Source organism: Delftia sp. BGA-UO-ETr-SB1 (assembly GCF_059567865.1).
The window spans coordinates 468,865-481,665 of record NZ_JCAQOW010000004.1 but is presented as its reverse complement, the minus strand read 5'-3'; the positions used below and the strand labels follow the sequence as shown (position 1 = coordinate 481,665).

Sequence of the window (12,801 nt, the reverse complement as noted above, 5' to 3'; positions counted from 1 at the left end):
GCGGCATGGTATCGACCACGGATGGGCATTTCAGTTGGCTGCGCTGCCGCACCGCAGGCGTGGAGGCCGTGGCCGCCGACACGGCGAGGCACTTTGGGCGGCACGCCCACGAGCAGTACGGGATCGGCTTGATCGAGCGTGGCGCGCAGAAATCCGCCAGCGGGCGAGGTCTGTACGAGGCCGGGGCTGGCGACCTCATCATGGTCAACCCCGGCGAGTTGCATGACGGCATGCCCCTGGGCGATGGCGGTCGCGCCTGGCGCATGCTCTACCTGGAGCCCTCGGTCGTGGCCGGGCTCATGGCGGACATGGATGGCGCAGGGCCAGCGACCGGCTTCGAGTTCAGCCAGCCCGCCGTGCGCGACCCGCGCCTGGCCGCGTGTTTTCAGGCTCTGTACCGCAGGATGACCGGCAGCGGCGAGGCAACGGACGCCCTGGACCTGGACGAAGCCCTGCTGCAACTGCTGGGCGGCATGCTGCAGCGCCCTGCCCCGGCGCCCCGCGCACCGGCCCCCATCACACTGGCCCGCGCCCGGATGGACGACGATCCCGGTGCACCGCTGACCCTGGGCGCCCTGGCCCACGAGGCGGGCCTGAGCCGCTACCAGTTCCTGCGTGCCTTTGCGCGCGCCACGGGAATGACGCCCCATGCCTATCTGCTGCAGCGGCGCCTGCACCAGGCGCGCAGGCTCATCGCCGTCGGCATGCCGCTGGCCGAGGCCGCCGCGCACAGCGGCTTTGCCGACCAGAGCCATATGACGCGCCTGTTCGTGCGCAGTTTCGGCATGGCGCCCGGCTTCTACGCCAGGGCAGCCAAGGCCTGCGCTGCGTGACGCGCTGCAATTTCCTTCAAGACCACGCAAACCGGCCTGGCGAGGATGGAGATCACACCCCCTCTCCACTCACAAGGCCTGATCTTGCAGTTCTCCTACTCACCCGCCATCTCCCGCGACTTTCCTGAACTGGCCTCGCAGACCTTGCTGCTGCGCGGCCTGTCACCCGACGTGCCCGCACACGCCGTGATCGCCCCCTTCATGGCACAGGCCAGGCAGAACCTGGCCTGCACCCCGGAAAGCGAGATGCCATCCATTCAGGCCTGGCGGCGCGGCTTTGCCAGGATGGGCCTCAAGCCCACGCAATACCGCTGCGCCGCCGAGGCCCTGCTGCGCCGCTTGCGCAAGGAAGGAGATCTGCTGGGCCTGCATCCGCTGGTGGACCTGTGCAATGCGGCCTCGGTGGCCTTTGCCATTCCCGTGGCCGTCTTCGACCTGGACCGCATCAGCGGCTGCCTGCAGGTGCGCCCCGCAACCGGCAGCGAGGTCTACGAGACCTTCTCGGGCGAGATCGAATATCCCGAGCCCGGCGAAATCATCTTCGCCGACACCGCTGGCCGCGCCCACGCCCGGCGCTGGTGCAACCGCCAAAGCGGCCACTCGGCAGTGCGCGAATCCACAGTCAACGCGCTGATCGTGACCGAAGCGCTGCACGCCACGGGCAAGGCGGATACGCGGCAGCTGGTGGAAGCATTGCAATCGGCGGCCGGGCGGCTGTGGCCCGAGGCCGTTTCACACCGAAGCAACCCCTCGCAGGCCGCCCTGGCCTGAGGCGACCGGGGCCGTTGGCGCCCCGGCGTGAAAGGGGCTAACACGCTGCGCGGACTTCCCGCAAGCAAGACCGCACGCGTATCGCACCGCCCTGCACATCGACTCGCAGATCTCTTCAAGACATGCTTTGTTGCTATCAAAATGATACCAATGCGTTGCATGCTACATACAAATGAAAAGAAAAAGCAATCATTCTCATTGTCATTCTAGAATCCGCACCCGCCATGACAGGCTGCGCCGCTGGCCACAGGCCGGCAGCAGCGCCGACGCACCCAGAGCACGCCCCACGGCACAGGTTTCCCAGCTCTCGACCATTGACCATGCTTATCCAAAGACTCTCGCGCACGGCAGTTGCGCATGCCGCCCTGCTTGCCCTGTGCGGCGCCGCCCACGCGCAGGCCCAGCCTGAAAACGCTCCCGAGGCCACGCTCGCCCCGGTCACCGTGAACGCAGGCACCGAGAAGGAAAATCCCACCGGAGCCGTGGTGGGCTTCACCGCAAAGCGCGCCATCTCGGCCACCAAGACCGACACGCCGCTGATCGAGACGCCCCAGGCCATCAGCGTGGTCACGCGCGACCAGTTCGAGGCGCAGGGCGTGCAGACGCTGCGCCAGACCACGGCCTACAGCGCGGGCGTGGTGTCCAACTATTTCGACAGCCGGGTGGACAGCTTCTCGGCACGCGGCGGCAGCGTGAGCCAGTACCAGGACGGGCTGCTGCGCACCTACGGCACCTACAACACCAGCCGCCCCGACCCCTACACGCTGGAACGCGTGGAGTTCCTGCGCGGCCCCTCTTCCGTGCTCTACGGCCAGGGCAGCGTGGGCGGCGTGCTCAATCTGACCAGCAAGCGCCCGCAGGCCGAGGCGCTGCGCGAGGTGCAGGTGCAGATGGGCAGCTACGGGCGCAAGCAGATCGCCACCGACCTGACCGGCGCCGTCACCGAAGACGGCCAGTGGCTGTACCGCCTGGTGGCCGTGGGCCGGGAAAGCGGCACCCAGGTGGACCATGTGAACGACGACCGCCTGGTGATCGCGCCCAGCCTGACCTGGCGGCCCAGCGCCGATACCTCGCTCACGCTGCAGGCGCTCTACCAGAAGGACAAGAGCGGCTCGCTGATCGGCTTCTTCCCCTGGCAGGGCACGCGCCTGCCCAGCCCCTACGGCCAGATTCCCACCAGCACCTTCATCGGCGAGCCCGGCTGGGACTCGTTCGACACAGAGAACAAATCCTGGGGCTACCTGTTCAGCCACCGCCTGAACGCGGACTGGACCGTGCGCCAGAACCTGCGCCGCACCATCAGCGACGTGGACTACCGCTCCATCTACACCAGCTTCACCGCCATCCCCGGCCAGGGCCGCCCTGCGCGCCCGGTCTTCAACCCCGACAACCGCAGCGTCTACCGCGATGCCTCCTGGCAGGTCAACGGCGGGCGCATGCTGGTGATCGACACGCAGCTCGAAGGCCGGCTGCGCTGGGGCACGGCCGAGCACACCGTGCTGGCCGGCATGGATGCGCAGCGCAACAGCACCAGCCAGTCCACCTGGCGCGGCCTGACCGCGCCGTTTGACGTCTACAACCCCGTCTACGGCAATTTCACGCCGCCCACGGCCTCGCAGCTGGTGCGCCAGCCGGGCGTGTCGCAAAAGCAATTGGGCTTCTACGCCCAGGACCAGATCAAGTGGGGCCGCTGGACCGCCACCCTGGGCCTGCGCCACGACAGCGCGCAGACCGATACCGAAGGCCGGCCCGCCTCCGCCGTGGACGAGAAGGCCTGGACCAAGCGCGCAGGCGCCACCTACCAGATGGACGGAGGCTGGGCGCCCTACCTGGGCTACTCCGAGTCCTTCCAGCCGCTGGGCGGCGTGGATGTCTACGGCACGCCCTACAAGGCGCAGCGCGGCGAGCAATGGGAAGCCGGCGTGAAATGGCAGCCACCGGGCCAGGGCCTGTCGGCCTTTGCCGCCGTCTACACGCTGCGCGAGAAGAACCGCAAGACCACCGACCCGGCCAACCCGCTCAACAGCCTGCAGATCGGCGAGGTCAAGGTCAACGGCTTCGAGGCCGAGCTCACCGCCAGCCTGGCGCGCCACTGGGACGCCACGCTCGCCTATGCGTACACCGACGCCGTCATCTCGCGCAGCAATGGCGGCGACCAGGGCCAGCGCGTGACCAGCGTGCCGCGCCACACGGCATCGGCCTGGCTGACCCACCGCTTTGCCAGCGAAGGACGCGGCGGCTGGAGCCTGGGTGCAGGCGTGCGCTACACGGGTTCGCAGTGGACGGGCACCAGCCTGGTGGACACGCCTTCGGCCACCCTGCTGGATGCCATGGTGTCCTATGACGCAGGCCCATGGCGCCTGGCCTTCAACGTGGTCAACCTGACCGACAAGGTGCAGATCACGCAGTGCCTGGCACGCGGCGACTGCTTCTACGGCCAGCGGCGCACCTTTGCGGTGACGGGAACTCACCGCTTCTGAGGACCGCCGCCGTGCGCCTTTCACAGCGCAGGCAGCTCAGGCAGGCAGCTGCCTGAAGCTCCTTCGGTCCGCCGTGCTGCCAAACGATGCGCAGCCCGACAGCACGGCGGGCGAAGGCGCGGTGGTCGACAGCGCCTCGCTGCACAGCCGGGGCAGCTGGCTGTGCTCGTCTTCCAGGGCCTGTGTCTGGATCATGGGGGCCATGGCCACCACGTTGCCGAAGATGGTGGCAAAGGCCACGTCGGCCGCGTCACGGCCCGTGCCAAAGCGCATGAAGCCCATGGGAATGGCCGTGCCCGACGCATCGAACAGGTACCACCTGTCGCCCAGGTAGGCTTCCACGTAGGCATGGAAATCGGGCGGGCCCAGTGCAGGATCGGCGCCGTAGTCCGTGCCGGTGGCAATGCGGGCGGGAATGTTCAGCGCACGGCACAGGGCGATCATCAGGTGCGTGAAATCGCGGCACACGCCCACCTGCTCCACCAGGGTATCGACGGCCGAGGTGGACGAGTTGCTGGTGGCAGAAGCGAAGGTCACCAACTCCTGCACCCACTGCTGTATGGCCAGCACGCGCGAATAGCCGGGCGCCAGTTGGCCGAAATTGCGGAAGGCCAGCTGCATCAGCCGGTCGGACTGGCAGTAGCGGCTGGGGTAGATGTACGGCAGGACCTCCAGCGGGATGCAGCGCACCGGAACCTCGCCCAGCGCCGCCGGATCCTCGCGGTGGTGCGCGATGCAGACGGTGGCCGTGTAGGTCAGGTGCAGTGGGCCTGGGTTGGCATGCAGGCGCATGAAGCGGGTGGAGGTGGCGGGCTCGGTGGCAATGTCGGGCTCCACGGGCTGGCTGAGCACCAGACGCTCGTTCTCCACCGTCTGGTGCGAGGTGTGGGCCGCATGGATGTTGAACACGAAATCGGCCCCGGCCGGATCGCGGATGTCATAAGCAAGATCCACCTGGATCTGCAGCCGGATCGCTGCGTTGGCCATTGTTTGTCCCTGGTTGGTGTGTCTGATCGCCACCATGGTGCGGGCAGCCACGCCCGCAGGCCGTAGGCCCCTGCTGAAAAGCCTGTAGTGCTTGGCAGGGACAGCGCGTGCGCCGGGCAGGAGGCCCGCCTGGGGTGCAAACTCGGCTAACATCGGCGCCGCCCCGCATGGCGCAATGCCTGTGGCGGGGGCATCCACCAGCCAGGAACAGCCAAGGAGACCGCTAGATGGCGGAGATCATCGAGATATCGCGGGCGGCGCTGCACGAGCAGGTGGCGGACCGTTTGCGGTCCATGCTCATCGAGGGGCGCATCGCCCCGGGAGCCAAGCTCAACGAGCGCGAGCTGTGCGAGCAGCTCGGCGTCTCGCGCACGCCGCTGCGCGAGGCCATCAAGCTGCTGGCCGCAGAAGGCCTGGCCGACCTGCTGCCCAACCGCGGCGCCATTGCCGTCAAGCTGAGCGAGGCCGATGTCATGCACGCCTTCGAGGTGCTGGCCGGCATCGAGGGCCTGTCGGGCGAACTGGCCGCGCAGCGCATCACCGACCAGGAATTCGCCGAGATCCGCGCCCTGCACTACGAGATGATGGCCAGCGTGGCGCGCGCCGACGTGTCCGCCTACTACCGGCTCAACGCCGCCATCCACGCGGCCCTGAACAGCGCTGCCAAGAACCCCGTGCTGACGGAGACCTTCCAGCGCATCAACAACCGCGTGCAGTCGCTGCGCTTTCGCACCAACCTGGACACGGCCAAGTGGAAGCAGGCCGTCAAGGAGCACGAGGCCATGATCGAGGCCCTGGGCGCACGCGACGCCACGGCCCTGCGCGAGCTGCTGGTCACCCACCTGCACCACAAGCGCGATGCCGTGCTGGCCATGCTGCGTGCCGAGGCCCTGCAGCCGCGCAAGTCGCGCTGAATCCAAGGGCCTCTACCGCTGCGGCGCGGCCCCCAGCGCCGCAATCCCCGCCCGCGCCACCTCCGCATCCTCGGCCGGCTTCACCCCGCTGACACCCACGGCGCCCAGGCAGTGGCCCTCACTGGTGATGGGCACGCCGCCTTCCAGCAGGCCCTGCAGCGCGGGCACGCTCAGGTAGGCGGTACGGCCGCCATTGATCATTTCCTCATAGAGCCGGCTTTCCTTGCGGCCCAGTGCTGCGGCGTGGGCCTTGGCCGGTGCGATGTGGGCCGAGGCCGGCGCCGCGCCGTCCAGGCGCTGCAGCCACAGCAGGTGGCCGCCGTCATCGGCGATGGCGATGCAGACGGCCCAGCCGCGCGCCGTGGCATGCGCCTCGGCGGCCTGGGCGATGGTCTTGATGTCCTGGAGGTCCAGGCAGGGCTTGTGCTTCATGGGAGTGCCTTGTCTTGTGCGGTAGGGAGGATGGCGGTCAGCGGGCAGTCAGCGGGCGTCCAGCAGGCTTTCCAGCAGCCGCGCCACATGCACAGCTTCGCGCGCCGCGCCGTCGGCGATCTGGTGGCGGCAGCTGGTGCCGTCGGCCACGACGATGGCCTCGGGGCGCTGGCGGATGGCCGGCAGCAGGGCCGCCTCGGCCATGTCCATGGAGACCTGGTGGTGGCTGGCCTCGTAGCCGAAGCTGCCGGCCATGCCGCAGCAGGAGCTTTCGATGAGCTCGGGCTGGGCGCCGGGAATCAGCCGCAGCACGTCGAGGATGGGGCTGACGGCGCCAAAGGCCTTCTGGTGGCAATGGCCGTGCACGAGGATGGGCGCCTCGGCGGCGCGCAGCGGCAGCGCGAAGCGGCCGGCCTTCACTTCACGGGAAATGAATTCCTCGAACAGCAGGGCCTGGGCGGCAACGGCCTGCGCAGGCTCGCCCAGGCCCATGACCAGGGCTTCGTCGCGCAGGGTCAGCAGGCAGGAGGGCTCCAGGCCGACGATGGGGATGCCGGCGCGGGCCAAGGGCGCCAGGGCGTTGATCAGCGCACCGGCGCTGGCCTTGGCCTGCTCGACCATGCCGGTGGCCAGGTAGGTGCGGCCGCAGCAGTGGTGGCCGCCGCCTTCTTTGGCGGACTTGCTGGCGGTGTGCAGCGCATAGCCGGCCGCCTGCAGCACGCGGGCGGCGGCCAGGGCGTTTTCGCTCTCGAAGGTGCCGTTGAAGGTGTCCACGAAGAGCACGGCCACGCGCTCGCCGGCCGCCGCGCGGGCCAGGGCCTGGTTGCGGTCAAGAAAGGTATGTGCTTCGGGCGCGCGCCAGAAGGTGTCGTTGCGCCAGGCCGGCAGCGAGCGCCTGGCGGAAAGGCCCAGCAATTTTTCGCCCAGTTGGCGCAGCACGGGCAGGCGGTTGCGCAGGTTCAGCAGCCAGGGCATGCGGCTGGCCGTGGCGGCGTAGCGCGGCAGATGGGCGACCAGCCGGTCCTTGAGCGTGTGGCCATGGCGGGCCTTGTAGTGGGCCAGGAATTCCACCTTCATGCGGGCCATGTCCACGCCCGTGGGGCAGTCGCGCCTGCAGCCCTTGCAGCCCACGCACAGGTCCATGGTGTCGTGCAGGGCCTCGCTGGTGAAGGCGTCAGGCCCCAGTTGGCCCGAGATGGCCAGGCGCAGGGTGTTGGCACGGCCGCGCGTCAGGTGCTGCTCGTCGCGCGTGACGCGGTAGCTGGGGCACATGGTGCCGGCGTCGAACTTGCGGCAGTGGCCGTTGTTGTTGCACATCTCCACGGCCTTGGCAAAGCCGCCGGTGACGTCGCCGCCCGTGCCGGGCGCCGTGGTGACTTCGGTGACCGGGTCGGCCTGCACGTTCCAGGCAGACCAGTCGAGCACGGGCGTGATGGGAATGCGCCGGTAGGGCCGGGGCGTATCGGCGGGCGCAAAGCGGAACAGCCGGCCATCGTCCATCTTGGGCGTATCGATGATCTTGCCGGGGTTGAAGAGGCTGTCCGGGTCGAAGTGTTGCTTGATGGCGCGCAGGGCCTCGGTGATGGCGGGCCCGAACTGCCAGGCAATCCACTCGCCGCGGCACAGCCCGTCGCCGTGCTCGCCGCTGAAGGCGCCCTTGTATTTGCGCACCAGTTCGGCCGCTTCCTCGGCAATGGCGCGCATGCGCGCCGCGCCGTCGGTGCGCATGTCCAGGATGGGCCGCACATGCAGCGTGCCCACGGAGGCATGGGCGTACCAGGTGCCCCGGCTGCCATGGCGCGCGAACACTTCGGTGAGCGCATCGGTGTACTCGGCCAGGTGCTGCAGCGGCACGGCGCAGTCCTCGATGAAGCTCACGGGCTTGCCGTCGCCCTTGAGGCTCATCATGATGTTCAGCCCCGCCTTGCGCACTTCCCAGAGGTTTTTCTGGGCCGCTTCCTCGGGCATTTCCACCACGCTGCCGGGCAGGCCCAGCTCGCCCATGAGTTCCACCAGCTGGCGCAGCCGCGCCAGCAGCGCGGCGCGGTCGTCGCCGGCGAATTCCACCAGCAAGATGGCAGCCGGGCGGCCGATGAGTGCGGTCTCTATGGTGGGCTTGAAGGCCGGGTTGGCCAGGCCCAGTTCGATCATGGTGCGGTCCACCAGCTCCACGGCCGTGGGGCCCAGCTTCACGATGTGCTGGGCCGAGTCCATGGCCGCGTGGAAGGTGGGAAAGTTCACCACCCCCAGCACCTTGGCACGTGGCAGCGCGCTGAGCTGCAGGGTGAGCGAGCGCGTGTAGGCCAGCGTGCCCTCGGCGCCTATCAGCAGATGGGCCAGGTTGACGCTGCCGTCGGCCGTGTAGGGCCGCTCGCTCTGGTTGTCGAAGATGTCGAGGTTGTAGCCCGCCACGCGGCGCATGACCTTGGGCCAGTGGGCGTGAATGTCCTCGCGATGCTGTTGCGCCAGCCCGTGCACGAACTGCGCAATGCGCGCCGCGCGGCCCGTGGCCTGGGCGACGGGGCCGAAGTCCAGCAGCTCGCCATCGGCCATCCAGGCGCGGGCACCGCGCACGTTGTGCACCATGTTGCCGTAGGCAATGGAGCGCGAGCCGCAGGAGTTGTTGCCCGCCATGCCGCCCAGCGTGGCCTGGGCGCTGGTCGATACGTCCACCGGATACCACAGGCCGAGCTTCTTGAGCCGGGCGTTGAGGTGGTCCAGCACCAGGCCGGGCTCGACCTCGGCAATGCCTGCATCGGGGTCCACCGAGAGGATGTTGCGCAAATGCTTGCTGTTGTCGATCACCAGGGCCGCGCCCGTGGTCTGCCCGCACTGGCTGGTGCCGCCGCCGCGCGGCAGCACGGGCACCTTCAGCTCGCGGGCGATCTGCAGGGCCGTGGCGATGTCTTCTTCGCAGGTGGGCACGAAGACGCCCACCGGCATGATCTGGTAGATGGAGGCATCGGTGGCATAGCGCCCGCGCGAGGCGGCGTCGAACAGGACCTGGCCGCGCGTGTCCGAGCGCAGGCGGCGCGCCAGCATCTGGCTGACATCGTCGGGCGGCAGCACGGTGCCGGGGCCGGGCACGGTGTCGTCGGGGGAAGCGGCAAGGCGGTGCGTGGATTCCATCAGCATGGCGGCTCTCATTCGTTCATGGTTCGTGGGTAGATCTGGCCTGCCTTGAGCAGGGCGATGACGGTGTCGCGCTTGTGCTCCAGGTGGGCCACCAGCACCTGGCGCAGCGCGGCGGCATCGCGCGCCTGCAGCGCCTCCAGCATGCGTTCGTGCTCCTGGACGGCGCGCTTCCACTTGGCCGCGTCCTGGTTGGTGCGAAAGCGCAGCGACTGCACGCGGGCGTTGATGCGGCCATAGGTCTCGGCCAGCACGGGGTTGGCGGCGGCGCGGTTGATGGCCGAGTGGATCAGCGCATTGAGCCGGTAGTAGCCGGACAGGTCCTGGCGCGCATGGCTGGCCAGCATCTCGAAGTGCAGGGCCCGCACCTCGGCCAGTTGCTGCTCGCTGATGCGCTGCGCGGCCAGCTCGCCCGACATGCCCTCCAGCCCCGCCAGCACCTCGAAGGTCTGCAGCACATCGGCCTCGCCCAGGCGCACGGCCACGGCGCCGCGGTTGGGCACCAGGTCCACCAGCCCTTCGGAGGCCAGCAGCTTGATGGCCTCGCGCAGCGGCGTGCGCGAGACGCGCAACTGCTCGCACAGCGCGCGCTCGTTGAGCTTGGCACCGGGCGGTATGCGCCCCTCCACCAGCCAGGTGCGCAGCCGCGCCGCTACCTGGTCGTGCAGGGCAAGCCGCGAAATCTCGATGATCTCCGCCATGGATTCTCCTGGTCGAATGAATTTTGCATTCATTTTTACGCAAGCATTTCTCAAGGCATTCATGGTTATCACCAAGGCATTTATGAATTTTGAATGCAAAAATTCGCAAACACCCTCCCCCGCAGACCGACCTGGCATTTCCTTGAAAAGGACGCACCATGCTCACGCTCGACAACCATCCCACGGGCCGCCACTTCCTCCAGATCCCCGGCCCCAGCCCGGTTCCCGACCGCATCCTGCGGGCCATGAGCCTGCCCACCATCGACCACCGGGGGCCGGAGTTCGGCCAGCTCGGCCTCAAGGTGCTGGCCGGCATCCAGCAGGTCTTCAAGACCCGGCATCCGGTGGTGATCTATCCGGCCTCCGGCACGGGCGCCTGGGAGGCGGCCCTGATCAACACGCTCAGCCCTGGCGACCATGTGCTGATGTTCGAGACCGGCCACTTCGCCTCGCTGTGGCAGAAGATGGCCACGCGCCTGGGCCTGTCCACCGAATTCCTGTCCTATGGCGGCAGCGACGAGCACCTGCCCCAGGCGCCGGGCTGGCGCCATGGCGTGCAGGCCGGGCTGATCGAGGCGCGGCTGCGCAAGGACACGGAGCGCCGGATCCGCGCCGTGTGCGTGGTGCACAACGAGACCTCCACGGGCGTGACCTCCGACATCGCCGCCGTGCGCCGGGCCATCGACGCGGCGGGCCACCCGGCCCTGCTGCTGGTGGACACCATCTCGGGCCTGGCCAGTGCCGACTACCGCCATGACGAATGGGGCGTGGATGTGACCATCAGCGGCTCGCAAAAGGGCCTGATGCTGCCGCCCGGCATCAGCTTCAACGCGCTGTCGCCACGCGCGCTGGAGGCCGCCAAAAGCGCCAAGCTGCCCAAATCGTTCTGGGCCTGGGACGAGATCGTGGAGATGAACCAGACCGGCTACTGGCCCTACACGCCCAACACCAACCTGCTGTACGCCCTGTCCGAATCGCTGGACATGCTGCTGGCCGAAGGGCTGGACACGGTGTTTGCGCGCCACCAGCGCTGGGCGGCCGGCGTGCGCGCCGCCGTCCAGGCCTGGGGCCTGCCCATCCAGTGCGCCGATCCGCAGGTCTACTCGCCCGTGCTCACCGGCGTGATCACGCCCGAAGGCGCGGATGCCGACGCCCTGCGCCGCCTGATCCACACGCGCTTCGACCTGTCGCTGGGTGCGGGCCTGGGCAAGCTCAAGGGCCGCATGTTCCGCATGGGCCACCTGGGCGACAGCAACGACCTGACGCTGCTGGCCATGGTGGCGGGCGTGGAGATGGGCCTGAAGCTGTCCGGCATCCGGCTGGCCGGCAGCGGCGTGCAGGCGTCCATGGACTACTTCGCTGCCCACGCCGCAGCCGGTGCGCTGCGCAAGGCCGCCTGAACCCATCGGCCCCGCGCCGAAAACCCTTGGCAGAGCCGGAGCACATGGCTCGCCCCCTTGATCGTGGATTGCACCAATACCAGGAAATAACAGGAGACAAGAGACATGACATCGCCCCGCAACCGCCTGGCGGCAACTGCCGTCGCCACCCTCGCCGCCACCGCCCTCTGCGCCCTCTCAGCCCCTGCCGCCTGGGCGCAGTGGAAGCCCGCCAAGTCCGTCGAACTCGTCGTGCCGTTCTCGGCCGGTGGCGCCTCGGACCAGATGGCACGCGTGATCCAGGCCATCGTCACCAAACACAAGCTGATCGAGCAGCCCGTGGTCATCCTCAACAAGGCGGGCGCCTCCGGCGCCGAGGGCATTCTGGATGTCAAGGCCTCGGCGCGCGACCCGCACAAGCTGCTGGTGGCCTCCACGGCCATCTTCACCCTGCCCATGGCCACGGCCCTGCCCTTCCAGTGGCGCGACCTGAATCCCGTGGCCATGATTGCCCAGGACCAGTTCGTGCTCTGGGTCAATGCCGAGACCGGCTACCAGACGCCCGCCGACTACCTGGCCGCAGCGCGGCAGGCCGGCGGCAAGTTCAAGATGGGCGGCACCAGTTCCAAGCGCGAGGACCAGATCATCACCGCCAACATGGAACAGGCCGCCGGCGTGAAGTTCACCTACATCCCCTACAAGGGCGGCGGCGAGGCCAGCACCCAGCTGGTGGGCAAGCACATCGACTCCAACGTCAACAACCCCAGCGAGTCCATGGCGCAGTGGCGCGCGGGCCAGGTGCGGGCGCTGTGCGTGTTCGACACGCAGCGCATCGAGTACACGGCCAAGGTCACGGGCAGCCAGGCGCTGTCGGACATCCCCACCTGCAGGGAGCAGGGCCTGGATGTGCAATACACCATGCTGCGCGGCTTCTTCCTGCCGCCCGGCACCACGCCCGAGCAGGCGCAGTTCTATGCAGGCGTGATGCAAAAGGTGGTGGCCACGCCCGAGTGGAAGGAGTACCTGGAGAAAAACGCGCTCAAGCCCGAGTACATGACGGGGCAGGCCTTCGTGGACTTCCTGGCCAAGGACGAGACGCGCCACCTCGACATCATGAAGAAGGCCGGCTTCCTGTCGGCCAGCGTGGCCGCCGCCGCCAAGTGAGGAGCCGC

10 protein-coding genes are annotated in these 12,801 nt (G+C 68.5%); 6 read left to right on the top strand and 4 right to left on the bottom strand.

Annotation, left to right across the window (positions count from 1 at the left end):
- The first annotated feature begins 5 nt into the window (after positions 1-5).
- From AC57B5_RS02685 to AC57B5_RS02675, 3 genes are all read left to right on the top strand, one after another.
- On the top strand, positions 6-833 hold the full coding sequence (locus AC57B5_RS02685) for an AraC family transcriptional regulator (RefSeq protein ID WP_319073006.1): 828 nt from the start codon (positions 6-8) through the stop codon (positions 831-833).
- Between the two features lie 84 nt (positions 834-917).
- Positions 918-1,604, top strand: a complete 687-nt coding sequence (locus AC57B5_RS02680) for a B3/B4 domain-containing protein (RefSeq protein ID WP_496398650.1) — start codon at positions 918-920, stop codon at positions 1,602-1,604.
- A gap of 320 nt (positions 1,605-1,924) precedes the next feature.
- Positions 1,925-4,084, top strand: coding sequence for a TonB-dependent siderophore receptor (locus tag AC57B5_RS02675; RefSeq protein ID WP_496398649.1), 2,160 nt, complete (start codon positions 1,925-1,927; stop codon positions 4,082-4,084).
- Positions 4,085-4,120: 36 nt separating this feature from the next.
- On the opposite strand, the gene AC57B5_RS02670 is transcribed toward AC57B5_RS02675, so the two are convergent.
- The gene (locus tag AC57B5_RS02670; protein WP_013802957.1) at positions 4,121-5,071 is read right to left on the bottom strand and encodes a transglutaminase-like domain-containing protein; all 951 of its coding nucleotides are present in this window, start codon (positions 5,069-5,071) and stop codon (positions 4,121-4,123) included.
- 227 nt (positions 5,072-5,298) lie between these two features.
- Here AC57B5_RS02670 and AC57B5_RS02665 point away from each other — a divergent pair, with 227 nt between their 5' ends.
- Positions 5,299-5,985, top strand: coding sequence for a GntR family transcriptional regulator (locus AC57B5_RS02665; protein ID WP_013802958.1), 687 nt, complete (start codon positions 5,299-5,301; stop codon positions 5,983-5,985).
- 12 nt (positions 5,986-5,997) lie between these two features.
- Here the strand turns inward: AC57B5_RS02665 and AC57B5_RS02660 are convergent, their stop codons facing one another.
- From AC57B5_RS02660 to AC57B5_RS02650, 3 genes are read right to left on the bottom strand one after another with little or no spacing between them, the layout of a single operon-like run.
- Positions 5,998-6,417: a heme-binding protein gene (locus tag AC57B5_RS02660; RefSeq protein ID WP_496398648.1), complete on the bottom strand. Its 420-nt coding sequence runs from the start codon at positions 6,415-6,417 to the stop codon at positions 5,998-6,000.
- A 48-nt stretch (positions 6,418-6,465) separates the two neighbouring features.
- Positions 6,466-9,552 carry an FAD-binding and (Fe-S)-binding domain-containing protein gene (locus AC57B5_RS02655; RefSeq protein ID WP_496398647.1) on the bottom strand — a complete coding sequence of 1,029 codons (3,087 nt, stop codon included), beginning with the start codon at positions 9,550-9,552 and terminating at the stop codon, positions 6,466-6,468.
- Positions 9,553-9,560: 8 nt separating this feature from the next.
- Positions 9,561-10,250: a GntR family transcriptional regulator gene (locus tag AC57B5_RS02650; protein WP_012204897.1), complete on the bottom strand. Its 690-nt coding sequence runs from the start codon at positions 10,248-10,250 to the stop codon at positions 9,561-9,563.
- A 158-nt stretch (positions 10,251-10,408) separates the two neighbouring features.
- On the opposite strand from AC57B5_RS02650, the gene AC57B5_RS02645 reads away from it, so the two are divergent.
- Together AC57B5_RS02645 and AC57B5_RS02640 are read left to right on the top strand one after the other, a co-directional pair.
- Positions 10,409-11,650, top strand: coding sequence for a pyridoxal-phosphate-dependent aminotransferase family protein (locus AC57B5_RS02645; RefSeq protein ID WP_496398646.1), 1,242 nt, complete (start codon positions 10,409-10,411; stop codon positions 11,648-11,650).
- 105 nt (positions 11,651-11,755) lie between these two features.
- Positions 11,756-12,793, top strand: a complete 1,038-nt coding sequence (locus AC57B5_RS02640; RefSeq protein ID WP_239970867.1) for a Bug family tripartite tricarboxylate transporter substrate binding protein — start codon at positions 11,756-11,758, stop codon at positions 12,791-12,793.
- Positions 12,794-12,801 lie beyond the last annotated feature (8 nt).